Raw genomic sequence first — 17313 nt, forward strand, 5'->3', positions numbered from 1 at the left:
CGGCGCGCTGAACCCGCGCCTGATCCAGGGCCTTGTGCAGAAGCTGCGCGGTGTGCTCGGCCTGCCGGACACGGCGACGCCGCACGCGCTGCGCCATGCCTTTGCCACGCACCTGCTGGCGGCAGGCGCTGACCTGCGCGCCATCCAGACATTGCTCGGCCATGCCTCGCTGTCGACCACGCAGGTCTATACGGGCGTCGATGCAAGCCGGCTGCGCGAAGTGCACGCAGCGGCGCACCCGCGGGCCTGAGCAGGGTTAATCAGGGCGCAAGCTGGGCCGTGATCGCGTCGGCCAGCAGCCAGCCCGATGGCGTGAGCGACAGCCTGTGGCCGTCGAACCGGACCCAGCCTTCGGCGATGAAGGCATCAATCCGATCGCGAGGAAGCGGCTTTTGCGAGAGCGATTCAATGCGCTCCACCGCGATGCCGCCAATCGGGCGAAGACCCATGGCGATCAGCTCGCGGGCAATGTCCAGCGGGTAGAGCTTGGATGCCCCGCCCCAGCCGGACCCCAATGCCACGACATTGGCGATATAGGCTTCCGGGCGCCGTTCGGCCTCGCTCGCATAGCGCTTGCCGCCGACACTCACCCGGCCATGCGCGCCCGGGCCGACGCCGATCCAGTCACCGCCATTCCAGTAGGTCAGGTTATGGCGCGACTGGAATTGCGGCCCGGCGGCGTGGTTGGAAACCTCATAGGCCGGCAGGCCCGCGCTGGTCGTGATGGTCTGCGTCAGCTCATACAGGTCGGCCTGCGCGTCCGGGTCCATCGGCACGATTTCGCCACGTGCGACGGCCTTTCCGAAAGCGGTGCGCTGTTCGATGGTGAGTTCGTAGAGCGACAGGTGCGGCGCGCCGAGGGCAAGTGCATCGGTTAGCTCGTCGCCCCATTCATCAATCGACTGGCTGGGCCGCGCATAGATGAAATCAATCGAAACATTGGAGAAGACGTGGAGCGCCCGTTTGACGGCCGCCCGGGCCGAGACCGCATCATGGTCGCGGCCAAGGAAGGCCAGGGCATTGTCGCGCAGGGACTGGACGCCAATCGACAGGCGGTTGATGCCCGCAGCCTCCAGTCCGCGCAGGTCGGCGCGCATGATGTCATTGGGGTTGGCTTCAAGCGTGATCTCGGCGCCCGGCTTGATGCCAAACGTCTCGCTCGCCACTGCCAGCAGGCCCGCGATCTCGGCAGGCTGCAGGAGCGAGGGCGTTCCACCACCCAGATACACCGTGTCCAGCGCGCCATGTTCCGGCATGCGGGGGCGGTGGATGCGGATGTCCTCGGAAATCGCCTTGAGCAGCGGCTCGTGCGAGCGCGTCTTGGCTGCGTACACATTGAAATCGCAGTAGGGGCAGATCTTCGAACAGTACGGCCAATGGACGTAGAGCCCAAATCCATATTGTGGACCGAAAGGCTTGAGCACTTCGGCCATTAAAGCAGGGCCGCCTTCAACCTGGCGACCGCATTGGCGCGGTGGCTCATGGCGTGTTTCCGCGCCGGGTCCATTTCACCAAATGTGATCGTTTCGCCATCGGCCACGAACATCGGGTCATAGCCAAACCCGCGTTCGCCGCGGGGCGGCCAGACGAGGTGTCCATGCACTTCGCCCTCGAACACCGCCTCATGGCCGTCCGGCCAGACAACGGCCAGCGCGCAGACGAATTTGGCAGACCTGTCCGTCGCGCCGATGTCATTCAGTTCCTGTTCCACCTTCTCCATGGCGCGGTAGAAATCACGCGGTTCACCGGCCCAGCGGGCGGAATAGATGCCCGGTGCGCCGCCCAGCGCGGTGACCGAGAGGCCACTATCGTCGGACAGGGCGGGCGCGCCGGTCGCCTGCATAGCGGCGCGGGCCTTCAAGAGCGCATTGCCGGCAAAGGTGGTCTCGGTCTCGTCCGGCTCGTCGAGATCGAGCTCAATCGCAGAAACGACCGTGAATCCAAGAGGTTCAAACAGGTCTTTCAGCTCGGACACCTTGCCCTTGTTATGGGTGGCTGCGACGAGTCGACCGGGCGTGAGCGTACGAAGTGTAATTTTTTCACCTGTTACTGAAATGGTTCCATTCTTGCTTTACCTGCAAATACCTATATCGTTAAACGGTAAAGGTGTGCGATTTTGCATAAGCATACCTACGCCATAGACCATGAGTGCAACACGGTGAAGAGACAGGCATGAGCAAACAGGCAAGAAACTCGATGGCTGCCGTCATGACGGTGCTCGTAACCATCGTGATGTGGATGACCGCCATCATCGGCATCGTGTTCCTTGCAAGCGTCGGCGCTGCGATCATTGCCTTTCATAATGGCGGCTCGATAGACGCCCTGAATATCTCCGTCACTGACGGCACGGACAGCCTGCCAGCCCTTGTGGCGGGCCTGATCGGCGGCCTCGTGGTGATCCCCGCCATCATCTATGTCTGCATCCAGCTGCGGCGTATCCTGGCGACGCTGGCCGAAGGCGATCCGTTCGTGCCCGAAAACGCCGCGCGCCTGACCCGCGTGGCGGCGACCATAGCCGTGACGCAATTACTGCGCATCGCTGTGGCACTCGTGATCGGCCTGAACTTCGATCAGACCAAGATCGACTTCAACCTGGATCTCATCGCCTGGGCCTCTGTTGCCGCCCTGTTCATCCTGTCCCAAGTCTTCCGCGAAGGCACCCGCCTGCGCGACGAAGAAAAAATGACCATATAGGAGGGTAGCAGATGTCTATTCGTGTAACCCTCGACCGTGTGCTTCTGGATCGCCGCATGTCCCTGACGGAATTGTCGGAACGTGTCGGCGTCACGCTCGCAAACCTCTCGATCCTGAAAACCGGCAAGGCCAAGGCCGTGCGCTTCTCGACACTTGAGGCGCTGTGCCGCGAACTCGACTGCCAGCCCGGCGACCTGCTCGTGTTCGACGAAGAAGGCGAAGAAGGGCGAAGGCGTGTCGCCGCCGAATAATCCCCTGCCCCATGGCGCGGAACCGTCCCGCCACATCCACGTTGAGGTTCGATGAAACCTGCCCCCCTCGCTCTCGCCGCCGGTCTCTGCCTGCTTGCTGCCTGCGGTGGAGGGGGCAACGAGGTCGGCGAATTCAAGAATGACCTGGTCGGCAACGAGATCAAGATCCAGTCGCTGACCGACCCGAAAATCGACGGCGTGATCTGCCACCTCGCCCATTTTGACCGCGGTTTCTGGGACCGGATCGGCAAGGGCAACTGGTTCGAGAACCCGTCCAACTCGTCAATCTCCTGCCTGCAGACCGGCCCCGTCACGATCCGCAATATCGATCTCGACAAGTCCGGCGAGGAAGTCTTCGACCAGAACCAGAGCCTGATCTTCAAGCAGCTCGCCGTGCGCCGTATCTATGACGCCGACAGTGACAGCCTGATGTATGTGTCCTTCAGCCGCAAGATCGTCGACGGATCGGCCAAGATGAGCCTTTCGACCGTTCCCCTTTATGATCGCGACGTGACCTGGGAACGGGGCAGGCCGTCGGACGAATAAGTCCTATTCAGGTCCGGCGCGTTGTGCCCGGTCGGGCGCGGACTCATGTTCAGGGTCAAACATGATCGGACCTGATACATGCCTGCCTTGCCCAGCCTTTTCCTTTCACATGGCGCCCCAAGCATTGCGCTGACCCCCAGTGCGGCACGCGACTTCCTCTCCAGGTTGGGCGACGCCCAGGGACGTCCGCAGGCAATTCTTGTGATTTCGGCGCACCATGTGGCGGGTCGGCCTACGGTAACCTCCGGCCTCTCGCCTCGGACAATTCACGATTTCGGCGGCTTCCCGGACGAACTCTACCGGATGACCTATGCGGCGCCGGGCGATCCTGCACTTGCGGAGGATGTGATCTCACGCCTGCAGGAAGCAGGCTTTGATGCGATCGGCGATCCTGCACGTGGCTTTGATCATGGCGCCTGGGTGCCCCTGCGCCTCATGTATCCGGACGCGGACATCCCCGTTCTACAGCTGTCGATCAGTCTGGCCGAGACACCGGAATGGCATTTCAGGCTGGGCGAGGCGCTCGCGCCGCTGCGCGAAGAGGGTGTGATGATCATCGGATCCGGCAGCCTGACGCATAACCTGCGTGCCGTGTTTTCCGGCGGTTTCCAAATTGACAGCCCTCCTCCGCAATGGGTCACTGACTTTGCCGACTGGGTGGGGACGCATCTCGAAAACGAGGATACGCACAGCGTGCTGCACGCGGTGCAGCTGGCGCCGCACGGCCGGGACAACCATCCCACGATGGACCACATCCTGCCACTCTTCGTGGCCATGGGGGCTGGTGGCAGCGACGCAAGGCGCATTCACCACAGTACGACCTATGGTGCGCTGGCGATGGACGCCTACGCCTTCGGTACGAGAGCCACCACCCGGGGCTGCGTCAATTCATAACATGCATTTAAAATGCATGTTTGATTGAAATTCTGGGAAGCAGGGCTATACTGCCTGCCAGATCGCCCGCCACACGGCCCGCGCAAGCAAGGGACTTCACCCATGGCCAAATACGGTTATGCCACCAAGCTCATCGGCGGCCTCGCCGTCGGCGCCATCGTCGCCACATGCACCGTGATGGGGCTCGTCTTTCTGTTCAGCCGGTCATCAATGGGCGCGGACATGTCGAGCCATGGCTGGATCGCGCTCTTGTCCGGCACGATTGTTTCATTCCTTGTTGCGGGCATCCTCTCCACCGTCCTCATCCTTGGGCGGAGGAATGGCTTCGATGAGGGCGCGCACGAGATCGTCTGGGATACAAATCATCCGGATGAAAATATCTGATCATGCGGCTGAACCTGCAGACCGACTTCGCCTTGCGCACGCTCATGCATCTGGCCGTCAACACCGATCGCCGCGTGACCATTTCGGAGATTTCGGACACCTTCGGAATCTCCCGCAACCATCTGATGAAAGTGGCGCTGGCCCTCAGCCATGAAGGCTTCATCGCGACTGAACGCGGCCGCGCCGGCGGCCTGCGCCTCGCACGTTCTGCCTCGGACATTCAGCTAGGCCACGTGGTGCGCCGCATGGAAGGCAATACTGCCCTTGTGGAGTGCTTTCCGGGCGGCGCCGGCGGATGCCGCATATCGCCGACCTGCCGTTTGCGCGGCGCGCTGGCCGAGGCACTGGAAGCCTTTTTCACGACCCTGGATTCCTGGTCGGTCGCAGACCTCGTGCGCGGCAATGCTCCGCTGCAGGAAATGCTCGGCGCCGGAGCCGCCGCATGACCCGTGTCCTGCGCACCGCCGAAGAGCGCCGCCGCGATATCCAGCTCAACGCTGACCGCATGGGCATTGATGACGCCTACATTTCAGTCCTGGTCGAAACCTTCTATGCCCGGATCCGGGCAGACGCGGCGCTGGGCCCGATCTTCGACAGGGAGATCGGCGATAATTGGGGCCCCCATCTTGCCCGCATGAAGGATTTCTGGGCGTCCGTCGCGATGAATGCCGGGCGCTATACCGGCAAGCCGTTGCCCGCGCACATGAAGCTGACGGGCGTTGATGCCTCCCATTTCCGGATCTGGCTCGGCCTGTTCCGGCAAACGCTGGAGGACACCGCGCCCAGCGCCGAAGCCGTGCCCTATTTCATGGAGCGGGCCGAACGCATCGCCAGCAGCCTGCAGCTCGCCATGTTCGGCCTGCCGGGCCTTGCACGGCACTGAGCCAGGCCCTTGCCTCCGTTGTCCTGTTTGGCAGGCGGAAAGATGCACGGTAGAGTAATAAAAAGAACGCATCCGGTCCGGATGGTGTGCGATGGAGACCGGCATGACTGTCCCGCGGGAATACACGCATGCCTCGGAAGATTTCCAGGCCTTCCTCGAGGATGCCGGGCGGGCCGCCATGCTGGCGACGAGTCATCAGACCTATACAATGGTCGATGCCGTGCTCCAGGTCTTCCGGCGGCGGCTCACACCGGTGCAGATACTCATCTTTGCCGCCGTGCTGCCGCCCTGCCTGCGCGCCCTGTTCGTGGAGAACTGGCATCCCGGCGACCCCGTCCTGCCTTTCGCCGATCGCGCGTCCCTGACCCTTGAAGTACAGGGCGTCCGGTCGCAGCATAATTTCTCACCGGACGATTCGATCACCGCCGTGGCCAATGCCCTGCACCTGAATGTCGACCGGGACGCGTTCGCGGACGTCCTGAACAAGATGCCCGAGGGAAGTGCCGCCTATTGGGCGGAAAGCAATCCGTGACGGCCTAGCCCAGCGCCGCGCGCTGTGCGGCGAAGAGTTCATTACAGCCCTGTTCGGCCAGGCGAAGCATCTCGTCGAGTTCCTTGCGCGACAGCGGGCGTTCCTCGCCGGTGCCCTGCACTTCGATGAAGCCGCCATCGGAACTCATCACGACATTCATGTCGGCTTCGCCCTGGCTGTCTTCGGGATAGTCGATATCCAGAACCGGGAAATCCTGGTAGAGGCCGACCGAAATCGCCGCCGCCTGTTTCTGGATCGGGTCTGCCGGAATGACGCCTTCCGATTTCAGGTAGCGGCAAGCCAGTGCGAGCGCGACGAAACCGCCCGTGATTGCGGCCGTGCGCGTACCACCATCGGCCTGCAGCACATCGCAGTCGATGGTGATCTGGTTCTCGCCCAGAGCCGTCAGGTCGACCACCGAGCGCAGACTGCGGCCGATCAGGCGCTGGATTTCCTGTGTGCGGCCCGATTGCTTGCCGGCAGCTGCTTCGCGGCGTCCGCGCGTATGGGTGGCGCGTGGCAGCATACCGTATTCTGCCGTCACCCAGCCTGCGCCCTTGCCCTTCATCCAGCCCGGAACGCCCTTTTCCCAGCTGGCCGTGCACAAGACATGCGTGTTGCCGAATTTGGCAAGGCACGAACCCTCGGCATATCGCGTCACGCTGGTCTCGAGCGTGATGTCGCGCAACTGGTCAAACGCGCGGCCCGAAGGGCGGATGAGCTGGGTCATGGCGGGATCCTCTTTTCTGACCCGCCTGATTGCGGGTTTTCCCGCGCCTGTCTACACCGGAGGGGCACCAGTGATGACAAGAGGGGGCCGCATGGCCAGTGATATCGAGATCGCCCGCGCGGCGGCAAAAAAGCCTGTTACCGAAATCGGCGCGCGGCTGGGCATCCCGGCGGAAGACCTGGTCCCCTACGGCCATGACAAGGCGAAGATCTCTGCGCGCTACCTGTCCGGGCTTGCCGGCAAGCCGCATGGCAAGCTGGTCCTCGTCACCGCGATCAGCCCGACCGCTGCCGGTGAAGGCAAGACGACAACCAGCGTCGGCCTTGCTGACGCGATGAACCGGATCGGCGCGAACACATTGCTCTGCCTGCGCGAGCCTTCGCTGGGGCCCTGCTTCGGCATGAAGGGCGGCGCGGCTGGCGGCGGCCATGCGCAGGTCGTGCCGATGGAGGACATCAACCTCCACTTCACCGGTGACTTCCACGCCATCACCTCGGCCCACAACCTGCTGGCCGCCATGGTCGACAACCATATCCACTGGGGCGCCCCCAGCGGCCTGGAGGCCAGCCGCGTCACCTGGCGGCGCGTTCTCGACATGAACGACCGCAACCTGCGCAGCGTGGTCACCGGCCTTGGCGGGCCCGGCAATGGCGCCGCGATGGAGAGCGGTTTCGACATCACCGTCGCGTCGGAAATCATGGCCATCCTCTGCCTCGCGACCGATTCCGCCGATCTTGAGCAGCGACTTGACCGCATCATTGTCGGCTATCGCCGCGACCGCACGGCCGTCACCTGCGCCGACGTGAAGGCGACAGGCGCGCTGATGACGCTGCTGAAGGATGCCGTACTGCCGAACCTGGTTCAGACGCTGGAGAACAATCCGTGCCTGATCCATGGCGGGCCGTTTGCGAATATTGCCCATGGCTGCAATTCCGTCATCGCAACGCAGGCGGCGCTCCGGATGGCTGACTATGTGGTCACCGAAGCCGGGTTCGGCGCAGACCTCGGCGCCGAGAAATTCTTCGACATCAAATGCCGCCAGTCTGGCCTGCAGCCCGACGCAGCGGTGCTGGTGGCGACGGTGAAAGCACTGAAAATGCACGGAGGACTCGCGCGGGATCAACTCGCCACGGAGAATGTGGCGGCCCTTGAGGCCGGGCTTTCCAACCTTGGCCGCCATATCGAGAACCTGCAGCAGTTCGGCTTGCCGGTCGTGGTCGCGATCAACCATTTCACGCAGGATACGCCAGCTGAAGCCGCCGCGATCGAAGCCTATTGCGCCAAGGCCGGCGTGCCGGTTGCGCTCTGCACCCACTGGGCCGATGGCGGCAGGGGCGCCGAGGCGCTTGCCCTTGCGGTAACAGACACGCTGGCGGCCAAGCCTGCCGACTTCCGCACGCTCTATACCGATGACCTGCCCCTCTTCGACAAGATCGAAACCGTCGCCCGGCGCATCTACCGCGCCGACCATGTCGAGGCACCGCGCGCCGTGCGCGAGCAGCTGGCCCGCTGGGAGGCCGATGGCTTTGGCCGCCTGCCTGTCTGCATCGCCAAGACGCAGTACAGCTTTTCGACCGATCCGGCCCTGCATGGCGCGCCGGAAGGCCACACGGTGCGCCTGCGCGAAGTACGCCTCTCGGCAGGGGCCGGCTTTGTCGTGGCCATCTGCGGAGACATCATGACCATGCCGGGCCTGCCCCGCCACCCGGCCGCCGAGAGCATCCACCTCAATGCGGACGGCCTGATCGAAGGCCTGTTCTGAGGCGGCCCCGATACACAGGCCTATTGTGCAGGGACCATTGCACCCCTAATCAATAGGCATGGCCCTGACCCCCGAAAGCCAATCCCTGATGCAGCGCCTTGACCAGCGCTCGCGCGACATCTTCAAGGAGATCGTCGAGGGCTATTTGACGACGGGAGAGCCCGTCGGTTCGCGCACCCTGTCCAAGGGTGTGATCGCGCTCTCGCCTGCCTCGATCCGCAATGTCATGGCGGATTTGACAGATCTGGGCCTGCTCGATGCCCCACACGTCTCGGCAGGGCGGGCGCCGACACATCGCGGCCTGCGCCTGTTCGTCGACGGTTTCCTTGAAATTGGCGAGCCGTCGGGCAGCGACAAGCGCGAGATTGACGAGCGCCTGCGCGGGGCCGGGGGCGATCTGGAATCCGTGCTGGGCGAAGCCTCGAACATCCTGTCGGGCCTGACGGGCGGCGCAGGCCTTGTCGCCTCGCCGACCCGTGAAACCGCCATTCGCCATGTCGAATTCGTTCCCCTGGCCAGCGGCGAGGCGCTCTGCGTGCTGGTCACGGAGGATGGCGATGTCGAAAACCGGCTGGTCAAGATTCCGGACGGCCTGCCTGCCACAACGCTGATCGAGGCCGGAAACTATCTTTCCACCCGCATGAAGGGCCGCACGCTGGCCGAGGCGGCTGTGGACGTGCGCGAGGAAATCAGCTCGCGCCGGGCGGCGCTGGACGCGGCCGCATCCTCCCTCGTGGAGGAGGGCCTTGCCTTGTGGAGCGGCGATACGCAGGGCCGGGGGCGGGCGCTGATCATCCGCGGCCGGGCGAACCTTCTGGAAGACGCCAAGGCCGCAGGCGACCTTGACCGTGTGCGCCAACTGTTCAACGAGCTTGAACGCCAGCAGAGCCTGCTCGATATCCTCGATACCACACGCGAAGCCGATGGCGTGCGGTTGTTCATCGGGGCGGAGAACCAACTTTTTCCGCTTTCGGGTTCAAGTGTGATCGTGGCCCCCTATATGGGCGGGGCAAAACATGTCATCGGCGCACTCGGCGTGATCGGCCCTACGCGGCTGAACTATGCGCGGGTGATACCGATGGTGGACTATACCGCGAAGGTGATCGGCGAAATCCTCGCCGCCCGACGCGCAAAGGATGGGAAGTGATGAGCGACGAGACCAAGACCGGCCAGAGCGCCGATATCGATCCAAAAGCCTCCAGAGCGGACCTGAAGTCGGCGGCTGACGACCTGTTGAAGAATGCCCGGGCGCAGGCGGCTGAAACCATGGAAGCCGAGGCCGACACGGAAATCTCGCCTGAACAGGAAGCCATGCGCCTGAAGATCGAGGCCGAAGAGCTGCGCGAGCAATTGCTGCGCACGCTGGCCGATCTCGATAATACCCGCAAGCGCGCAGAACGGCAGCTTTCCGAGGCCCGCGTCTATGCGATCGAGCGTTTTGCCGGCGACCTGCTGAGCGTCTCCGATAACCTCGCCCGTGCCCTCGCCGCCCTGCCGGATGATGACCGCGCCAACCTCTCGGATGCCGGCAACAACCTGCTCAGCGGCATCGAAATGACTGCCAAGGAACTCGAAACCGCGCTTGGCCGCCACGGCGTCAAGCAGATCGAGGCCGTGCCCGGGGCCGTGTTCGACCCCAACCTGCACCAGGCCGTCGCCCAGATCCCGTCAGAGCACCCGTCCGGCACGATTGCGTCGCTCTTCCAGCCCGGCTGGAAAATCGGCGACCGCACCCTGCGCGCCGCCATGGTGGCCGTCAGCGCAGGGAATGCGAACTAGGGCGCGACCGCCGATGGCGGTAAACGATTTTTAAATCTATCAAAGGTAGAAATTGGGCGTGCCAAAAGCGCCTGATCATACGCCTGCAGCACATCGGGCTGCGACCTTGAGATATCGGTCCAACACATGGCTGTGGGGCGCGGTTGCGTGGGTATTAGCGGGACCGCTTCAACTCGCGATTCTGGAAATGGTCTTTGGCAAATCAGGATTGTTGGTTCCTGACGGCGAGCTATTCGTATTTCTCCGTACGATGCGAACGATACTCGCCGCCACCATTGTGCTCATCATTCTCAGCCGCACCTTGATAACTCAAAAATCGCGGCCCCGCATATGGGTGGCGGGAACAGTCTTGATTGCGAACCTTGCAGCCGGCGGGATCGTCATTGGTGTTTCTGCAGTTCTGGCCATGTATGGCCCAGCGGTGCTTTATGTAGCTGGCGTATTACCAGTTGAAGCAACCCAAAACAGCGGTACGATCCAAAGCGCTCTCGGAGGAGGAGCGTTGATATCGCTGTTTGTATGGTTACACGGATACCTCAGCTTTTTTGCCTCGTTGCCCTTTGCGTTACCGTTCACTTATCTGGTGTTCCGCGTATCTCTCTTCGAACTGACTCCCAAACCTATCTGGAAAACCTGTTCAGAGCTGCCTGAAGATATGCGCGACCCACCCCGCGAATAGTCCAATAGCCGCAACCGACTAACGTACCACTTTCCACGCCGTGACCGTGCCGTTGCGCAGGTTTGGCACGATGACCACATCGCCGAAGACGGTGAGATCGTTCTGCGTGATCGGTGTCTCGTCGCCCGTCGTGTCGAGCAGCGTGGTGACGGTGCCGCCCTCGCCGGCGTAATGGACCTGGCCCGGCCAGCTGGACACGAGGTAGCCGCCGCCCGGCACAAGGCCGATGCCGTCGCCATCCTCCATGCCGGTTGCGATCCCCGTCACGTTGCGATCGGCGTCCACACTGAGCAGATCACCGGCCGTCATGGTCGAGACAAGCATCCGGTCCGCGTCGCCCAGCAGGCCGTTCACGCCCGTGAGCACCTCGTCTTCCATCCAGACGGACGCGGTTTCACCATCCAGTACATGGATGCGCGCGCTGCCTGAATCCGAGACGAAAACCTGCCCGTTCCATACCGTGGCGTCATTGAGGAAGAGGGCGCCCTCAATCGGGATCTGGCCCTTGCGGCTGCCCGTTTCGGCGTCGATCATCACCACCCTGTCAATATCCGTCACGTAGAGCGTGCCGTCCAGAATGGCCATGCCCTTTGGCGCATCCAGCTTGGCAGACCAGTAACGCTCGACGATCACCCCGCCGCGCGACAGTTTCGAGATATAGCCGTTGCCGTCCTTGGCGCCGCTGTCGCCGAACACGTTGGAGATGTAATACGAGCCATCTGGCGCCTGCACCGCGCCCTCAGGCCCCTGGAACCCTTCGGCGACCCAGAGCGGCTCCAGCGCCGGCACCGCCAGCGTTTCAGCAGGCGCCGACGCGCAGGCAGCGGCGAGAAGGAATGTCGGCAGGGCAAGGTAGCGCAGCATTGGTGTCGTCTCCCGGAATCAGTTGGCCTGCCGTCTGTCGGGCGGGTCGGACCAGTATGGCGATGTTCGCGCGTGATGCCAAATCAGGAAACGGAACCGCGCCCGGCCATCTCGCCACACGCCGGCCGTCTTGCATTTTTCCCGGTTGTGTATCCGCCCGCGCGCAATAAATGCATAATCGCGGCCAGTCCGGCCTGAACAATGGAGGATAACAGCAATAGGGACTGGCGCGTGCGCTGACAGTTGATACAGGTTAAACCCGTGTAAAAGCGCCGCATTACCCCTTGAGCGAAGGGATCGGCTCACCATATCGCATCCAGAACAGGTGAGCGGCTTTAAACTCCGTCCTCGCCATCTCATATGAACCCTTGAGAGCCACTTGCTTCCGGGGCTGCTGAGCAGACCGAACCCAACAAGAGCCCGTGGCGGCTAACTAAAGAGAGACAGTTATCATGAGCAAAATTATCGGTATCGACCTTGGGACCACGAACTCCTGCGTTGCCGTCATGGAAGGCGGCACCGCGAAAGTCATCGAGAACGCCGAAGGTGCCCGCACCACGCCGTCCGTCGTGGCTTTCACGGAAAGCGGCGAACGCCTGATCGGCATGCCGGCCCGCCGCCAGGCCGTGACCAACCCCGATTTCACCTATTACGCCATCAAGCGCCTGATCGGCCGCACCTACAACGACCCGACCGCCCAGAAAGACAAGGCCATGTCGCCCTTCGGTATTGTCGAAGGCAAGGCTGGCGATGCCTGGGTCAAGGGCCGCGACCGGGATTATTCCCCGCAGGAAATCTCCGCCTTCATTCTCACCAAGATGAAGGAAACCGCCGAGGACTATCTCGGCACACCGGTCACGCAGGCCGTCATCACGGTTCCTGCCTACTTCAACGACGCCCAGCGCCAGGCCACCAAGGATGCAGGCAAGATTGCCGGCCTTGAAGTGCTGCGCATCATCAACGAGCCGACGGCGGCTGCGCTCGCCTACGGTCTCGACAAGGGCGAGAACAAGACAATCGCCGTCTATGACCTTGGCGGTGGCACGTTCGACGTCTCGCTCCTTGAAATCGGCGACGGCGTGTTTGAAGTGCTCTCCACCAATGGTGACACTTTCCTCGGCGGTGAAGACTTCGACCTTCGCATCGTCGACTTCCTCGCAGCCGAGTTCAAGAAAGAACAGGGCATCGACCTGAAGACCGACAAGCTGGCCCTCCAGCGTCTCAAGGAAGAAGCCGAGAAGGCCAAGAAGGAACTCTCGTCTGCCAGCCAGTACGAAGTGAACCTGCCCTTCATCACGGCAGATGCCACCGGCCCGAAACACCTCAACATCAAGCTCTCGCGCGCCAAGCTCGAGGGCCTGGTCGAAGACCTGATCAAGCGCACCATCGAGCCGTGCAAGAAAGCCCTGAAGGATGCCGGCAAGACAGCAGCCGACATAGACGAAGTCGTCCTCGTCGGCGGCATGACCCGCATGCCTGCGGTTCAGGAAGCGGTGAAGAAATTCTTCAACCGCGAACCGCACAAGGGCGTGAACCCGGACGAAGTCGTGGCCCTCGGCGCCGCGATCCAGGGCGGCGTGCTGCAAGGCGACGTGAAAGACGTGGTCCTGCTCGACGTGACACCGCTCTCGCTCGGCATCGAAACGCTGGGCGGCGTGTTCACACGCCTGATCGACCGCAACACGACGATCCCGACCAAGAAAAGCCAGGTCTTCTCGACCGCTGACGACAACCAGTCGGCCGTGACGATCAAAGTGGCCCAGGGCGAGCGCGAAATGGCCGCTGACAACAAGCAGCTCGGCCAGTTCAATCTCGAAGGCATCCCGCCTGCCCCGCGCGGCCTGCCGCAGATCGAGGTCACGTTCGACATCGACGCCAACGGCATCGTGTCGGTCTCGGCCAAGGACAAGGCCACTGGCAAGGAACAGCAGATCACCATCCAGGCGGATGGCGGCCTGACGGAAGAGGACATCAAGAAGATGATGGCCGACGCCGAAGCCAATGCCGGTGCCGACAAGGCCCGCCGCGAACTGGTTGAAGCCAAGAACAATGCCGAAGCCCTGGTCCACCAGACCGAAAAGCAGGTTGAAGAGCATGGCGACAAGGTCTCTGCCGCAATCAAGGACGAGATCGCGAAAGCCGTCGAAGAGCTCAAGACCGCCCGCGAAGGCGACAATGTCGGTGACATCCAGGCCAAGCATCAGGCCCTGATGACTGCCGCCATGAAGCTCGGCGAAGCGATCTATGCCAACCAGCAGGAAAGCGAAGCGCACGCCGATGCCTCCGCTGATGCGGCTTCCGACAGCGACGATGTCGTCGATGCAGATTTCGAAGAAGTCGACGACGCCAAGAGCGCCTGATCCCAGGCATTCTTCCCGAAACCGAAAACCCGCCGGATCGCTCCGGCGGGTTTTTTCATATCTGGCTGGATGCCCCTGTGAACCGGGCCCCGACCAGGGCGCCCTTCTGCCAGCGCTTTTCGCAAGGCTGCCGGGTCCAGTCGCCTGATCCGGGATTGAGGACCAGCAGGTCGAACACATCCGGCAGGTTCCAGGGTTCCTTGAGCAACAGGCGCGCACCCGTCGCCGACATGTCCCTGATGATCACGTCGAAGGTGCTGGAGCCCTTGTTGATGACAATCCGGCCCGTCTTGAGTGTGCGCTGGCGCGCGTCGCCGCGTGACTCGTCGGGCGGGTCATCTGCTCCGCCGGGAGGAGGGGTGTCATTGCCCTGCATGCCTGTTCTATGCGTGAACAGGTCAACACGTTCCTTGGCGGCTGCGTTTACGGCTGCGCAACCGCGCTGATCCAGTCACCGATCAGGCCCGGCAGCAGCGGCCGCGCATGGGCCAGGTCATCCGCATTCCGGATGGTCGCGACCGCCCTGATGTCGGATTCCCAGTCGAGCAGGCCGGTCGCATCCTCCATGATCGGCGGCGCGTCTTTGGTCTCCTTGCGGCGCGTGCCGCAATGGAAAATCAGGCGTACGCTCTTGCGGTCCGCGAAATTGAAGGTGAGGACATGGTCGGCGCCGAGCGCATAGCTCGGCGCATTCCATTTCAGGGATTCAACGAGGGCTGGCGCAGCGGAACGAATGATGTCGCGCAAGGCCTGCGCCTCCGCCTTCCGGGGATGGTCGAGTGTTTCCATGAACCCGTCAGGCGTCTGCGCAGGGGACTTGGCCATCTAGATCGTCACCACGACCTTGCCCATCGCCTTGCGGTCCATGAGTTCGCGGATCGCATCGGCGGATTTCTCCAGCGGATAGGAATTGGAGATATGCGGGCGGATCTTGCCCTCGGCATAGAGCTTGAACATCTCGGCACAGTTCTGCGCATGGGCCTTCGGATCGCGCGCAACCGCCGCGCCCCAGAACACACCGCGTATGTCGCAGCTTTTCAGCAGGGTCAGGTTGAGCGGGATTTTCGGGATACCGGCCGGGAAGCCGATCACGAGATAGCGCCCTTCCCAGTTCATTGCCCGCACGGAGGGCTCGGCATAGTCGCCGCCAACCGCGTCATAGATGATGTCCACGCCGCCGCCGCCGGCTGCCTTGATGTCGTCGGACAACTGCTTCTGCTGGGCCCGGTCAAGCGATCCGGCTGGATAGACCAGCCCGGTATCAGCCCCCTTGGAGAGGCAGAAATCCACCTTTTCCTGCGTCGAACAGGCGGCGATCACTTTCAGTCCCATGGCCTTGCCAAGTTCGACGGCGGCAATGCCGACACCGCCGGCCGCGCCCAGAACGAGCAGGCTCTCGCCCGGTTTCGGGTCGGCGCGGTCCTTCAGGGCGTAATAGCTGGTGCCATAGGTCATCAGGAAGGCTGCGGCTTCGTCGAACGGCATGCCGTCGGGAATCGCCATCGTGCCATGGGACGAGGCGACGACATATTCGGCCATGCCGCCATTGCCGCAGGACGCCAGCACGCGGTCGCCCGGTTTCACATGGGTCACGCCTTCGCCGACCGCCTTGACGATACCGGCAACTTCACCGCCTGGGCTGAACGGGCGCGGCGGCTTGAACTGGTACATGTCCTGGATGATCAGCACGTCGGGATAGTTCACCCCGCATGCCTTGACCTCGATCAGAACCTGATTCTTGCCGGCCTCCGGCGCCGGGACCTCCTCGAGGACGAGCGTTTCCGGCCCGCCCACTTCTTTTGACAGTACAGCTTTCATGTTCCGGCGTTCCTTACCTTGTTGTTTCTGCTGCCAGACGGTAGCGGTGTGGCAGGTATATTCCAAGTGTGACGTAAGGGAGACGGGCAGAATGGCGGGCAAATGGGCTCTCGTCCTGCATGGCGGTGCCGGACCGATCTTTGGCCAGGATTACGCGGCGCAGGAAAAACACCTGGCTGGCCTCCTGAAAGAGGGCGGCCAGCGCCTTGCCAGTGGCGATGCCGCCCTCGACGTTGTCGAGGCCATGGTCGCAGCCATGGAGGATTCCGGCCTCTACCTCGCCGGCAGGGGCGCTGCGCCCAATCTCAATGGCGATTATGAACTCGACGCCGCCATCATGGACGGGCGCACCCGCAATGCCGGTGCGGTCGGCGCGCTGCAGGGCGTCCTCAGCCCCATCGCGGCGGCCCGCATGGTGATGGAACGCACACCCAATGTGCTGATCGTGGGAGAGGGTGCCCGCCGCCTGGCCGATGCGGCAGGCCTTGCCACTGTCGATGACCCGGAGGTCTATTATAAGCCGATCGACGAACGCACACGACAGGTCGGCGCACCCGAAATGGGCACGGTCGGCGCCGTTGCGCTGGACCAGTATGGCGACATGTCAGCCGCCACCTCGACCGCCGGCATTATGAACAAGACGCCCGGCCGCCTCGGTGACACGCCCGTCATCGGCGCCGGCACATGGGCTGACGAGCGCTGCGCCATTTCCTGCACCGGGCTTGGCGAATATTTCATCCGCGCCAATGCCGCCGCCGATGTGTCCGCCCGCATCCGCTATGGCGGCGCCCGGCTTGAGCCCGCTGTCCAGGGCGCGCTGGACGATGTCAAACGCCTCGGCGGTGAAGGCGGCATGATCGCGGTGTCGGCCAGTGGCGAGATGAGCGCCCTGTTCAATTCCGGCGGCATGAAACGCGGCCTGACGGATTCCAGCGGGCGCTTCGAGGTCGCAACCTTCCTGTGACCGCCCTGTTCTGGATTCTGCTCGGCCTGGCCGTGTTTGCGCTCCTTCTGGCCATCCAGATGCGCATGATCATCTCGGTCGCCCTGCGCCGGGCGCTGGCGGCGCACTTTGGCGGCCTGCCCACTGACACGCCCTACCGGCTGGCCGTGGTCGAGGCCACCGCGCCCTCCCCG

General features: G+C 63.0%; 22 protein-coding genes. 15 read left to right on the forward strand and 7 right to left on the reverse strand.

What is annotated here, in order from left to right; all coding sequences use genetic code 11:
• Positions 1 to 250 (forward strand): tyrosine-type recombinase/integrase (locus VR74_RS06660; protein WP_045695367.1); only part of this gene is annotated, 250 nt, incomplete at its 5' end.
• 10 nt (positions 251 to 260) lie between these two features.
• Here the strand turns inward: VR74_RS06660 and hemW are convergent.
• A complete protein-coding gene (hemW, locus tag VR74_RS06665) occupies positions 261 to 1433 on the reverse strand; it encodes a radical SAM family heme chaperone HemW (RefSeq protein WP_045695368.1) in 1173 nt (390 codons plus the stop codon).
• Entirely contained in the window at positions 1433 to 2035 is a 603-nt protein-coding gene (rdgB, locus tag VR74_RS06670; protein ID WP_045695370.1) for an RdgB/HAM1 family non-canonical purine NTP pyrophosphatase, read from the reverse strand. Before rdgB ends, hemW begins: the two co-directional genes overlap by 1 nt.
• Before the next feature lie 137 nt (positions 2036 to 2172).
• On the opposite strand from rdgB, the gene VR74_RS06675 reads away from it, so the two are divergent.
• The 8 genes from VR74_RS06675 (at position 2173) to VR74_RS06710 (ending at position 6184) form a co-directional block, all read left to right on the forward strand.
• Positions 2173 to 2694: a DUF2975 domain-containing protein gene (locus VR74_RS06675; protein WP_045695372.1), complete on the forward strand. Its 522-nt coding sequence runs from the start codon at positions 2173 to 2175 to the stop codon at positions 2692 to 2694.
• Between the two features lie 11 nt (positions 2695 to 2705).
• Entirely contained in the window at positions 2706 to 2945 is a 240-nt protein-coding gene (locus VR74_RS06680; RefSeq protein WP_045695373.1) for a helix-turn-helix transcriptional regulator, read from the forward strand.
• 51 nt (positions 2946 to 2996) lie between these two features.
• On the forward strand, positions 2997 to 3491 hold the full coding sequence (locus VR74_RS06685; protein ID WP_045695375.1) for a CreA family protein: 495 nt from the start codon (positions 2997 to 2999) through the stop codon (positions 3489 to 3491).
• A 78-nt stretch (positions 3492 to 3569) separates the two neighbouring features.
• Complete coding sequence (locus VR74_RS06690; protein ID WP_045695376.1) at positions 3570 to 4385, forward strand: class III extradiol ring-cleavage dioxygenase; 816 nt, start codon at positions 3570 to 3572, stop codon at positions 4383 to 4385.
• Positions 4386 to 4487: 102 nt separating this feature from the next.
• Positions 4488 to 4769 carry a hypothetical protein gene (locus tag VR74_RS06695; protein ID WP_045695378.1) on the forward strand — a complete coding sequence of 94 codons (282 nt, stop codon included), beginning with the start codon at positions 4488 to 4490 and terminating at the stop codon, positions 4767 to 4769.
• A gap of 2 nt (positions 4770 to 4771) precedes the next feature.
• Positions 4772 to 5215, forward strand: coding sequence for an Rrf2 family transcriptional regulator (locus VR74_RS06700; RefSeq protein ID WP_045695380.1), 444 nt, complete (start codon positions 4772 to 4774; stop codon positions 5213 to 5215).
• A complete protein-coding gene (locus tag VR74_RS06705) occupies positions 5212 to 5652 on the forward strand; it encodes a group III truncated hemoglobin (RefSeq protein WP_045695382.1) in 441 nt (146 codons plus the stop codon). Before VR74_RS06700 ends, VR74_RS06705 begins: the two co-directional genes overlap by 4 nt.
• Positions 5653 to 5755: 103 nt before the next feature.
• The gene (locus VR74_RS06710; RefSeq protein ID WP_045695398.1) at positions 5756 to 6184 is read left to right on the forward strand and encodes a DUF2267 domain-containing protein; all 429 of its coding nucleotides are present in this window, start codon (positions 5756 to 5758) and stop codon (positions 6182 to 6184) included.
• Between the two features lie 4 nt (positions 6185 to 6188).
• Here the strand turns inward: VR74_RS06710 and rph are convergent, their stop codons facing one another.
• The gene (rph, locus tag VR74_RS06715; protein WP_299949774.1) at positions 6189 to 6914 is read right to left on the reverse strand and encodes a ribonuclease PH; all 726 of its coding nucleotides are present in this window, start codon (positions 6912 to 6914) and stop codon (positions 6189 to 6191) included.
• A gap of 91 nt (positions 6915 to 7005) precedes the next feature.
• On the opposite strand from rph, the gene VR74_RS06720 reads away from it, so the two are divergent.
• The 4 genes from VR74_RS06720 to VR74_RS06735 are packed head-to-tail and all read left to right on the forward strand — an operon-like array spanning position 7006 to position 11134.
• Complete coding sequence (locus VR74_RS06720; protein WP_045695384.1) at positions 7006 to 8676, forward strand: formate--tetrahydrofolate ligase; 1671 nt, start codon at positions 7006 to 7008, stop codon at positions 8674 to 8676.
• Between the two features lie 58 nt (positions 8677 to 8734).
• On the forward strand, positions 8735 to 9823 hold the full coding sequence (gene hrcA, locus VR74_RS06725; RefSeq protein WP_045695386.1) for a heat-inducible transcriptional repressor HrcA: 1089 nt from the start codon (positions 8735 to 8737) through the stop codon (positions 9821 to 9823).
• Complete coding sequence (locus VR74_RS06730) at positions 9823 to 10455, forward strand: nucleotide exchange factor GrpE (protein ID WP_045695387.1); 633 nt, start codon at positions 9823 to 9825, stop codon at positions 10453 to 10455. The genes hrcA and VR74_RS06730 overlap by 1 nt, the downstream gene beginning before the upstream one ends.
• Positions 10456 to 10513: 58 nt before the next feature.
• Complete coding sequence (locus tag VR74_RS06735; RefSeq protein ID WP_299949777.1) at positions 10514 to 11134, forward strand: hypothetical protein; 621 nt, start codon at positions 10514 to 10516, stop codon at positions 11132 to 11134.
• 18 nt (positions 11135 to 11152) lie between these two features.
• Here the strand turns inward: VR74_RS06735 and VR74_RS06740 are convergent, their stop codons facing one another.
• Positions 11153 to 11998 carry a hypothetical protein gene (locus VR74_RS06740; RefSeq protein ID WP_299949779.1) on the reverse strand — a complete coding sequence of 282 codons (846 nt, stop codon included), beginning with the start codon at positions 11996 to 11998 and terminating at the stop codon, positions 11153 to 11155.
• 452 nt (positions 11999 to 12450) lie between these two features.
• Here VR74_RS06740 and dnaK point away from each other — a divergent pair, with 452 nt between their 5' ends.
• The gene (gene dnaK, locus VR74_RS06745) at positions 12451 to 14358 is read left to right on the forward strand and encodes a molecular chaperone DnaK (RefSeq protein WP_045695390.1); all 1908 of its coding nucleotides are present in this window, start codon (positions 12451 to 12453) and stop codon (positions 14356 to 14358) included.
• 55 nt (positions 14359 to 14413) lie between these two features.
• Here dnaK and VR74_RS06750 read toward each other — a convergent pair whose 3' ends face one another.
• From VR74_RS06750 to VR74_RS06760, 3 genes are read right to left on the reverse strand one after another with little or no spacing between them, the layout of a single operon-like run.
• Entirely contained in the window at positions 14414 to 14734 is a 321-nt protein-coding gene (locus VR74_RS06750) for a PilZ domain-containing protein (RefSeq protein ID WP_045695392.1), read from the reverse strand.
• Positions 14735 to 14781: 47 nt separating this feature from the next.
• The gene (locus tag VR74_RS06755; protein WP_045695394.1) at positions 14782 to 15183 is read right to left on the reverse strand and encodes a DUF1801 domain-containing protein; all 402 of its coding nucleotides are present in this window, start codon (positions 15181 to 15183) and stop codon (positions 14782 to 14784) included.
• Positions 15184 to 16176, reverse strand: coding sequence for an NADPH:quinone oxidoreductase family protein (locus VR74_RS06760; RefSeq protein WP_045695395.1), 993 nt, complete (start codon positions 16174 to 16176; stop codon positions 15184 to 15186).
• Positions 16177 to 16267: 91 nt separating this feature from the next.
• Here VR74_RS06760 and VR74_RS06765 point away from each other — a divergent pair, with 91 nt between their 5' ends.
• Complete coding sequence (locus VR74_RS06765; RefSeq protein WP_045695397.1) at positions 16268 to 17140, forward strand: isoaspartyl peptidase/L-asparaginase family protein; 873 nt, start codon at positions 16268 to 16270, stop codon at positions 17138 to 17140.
• The last annotated feature ends 173 nt before the right edge of the window (positions 17141 to 17313 follow it).

The sequence above is a fragment of the Hyphomonas sp. BRH_c22 genome (genome assembly GCF_000961795.1).
In the GTDB taxonomy this organism is placed as follows: Bacteria; Pseudomonadota; Alphaproteobacteria; order Caulobacterales; family Hyphomonadaceae; genus Hyphomonas.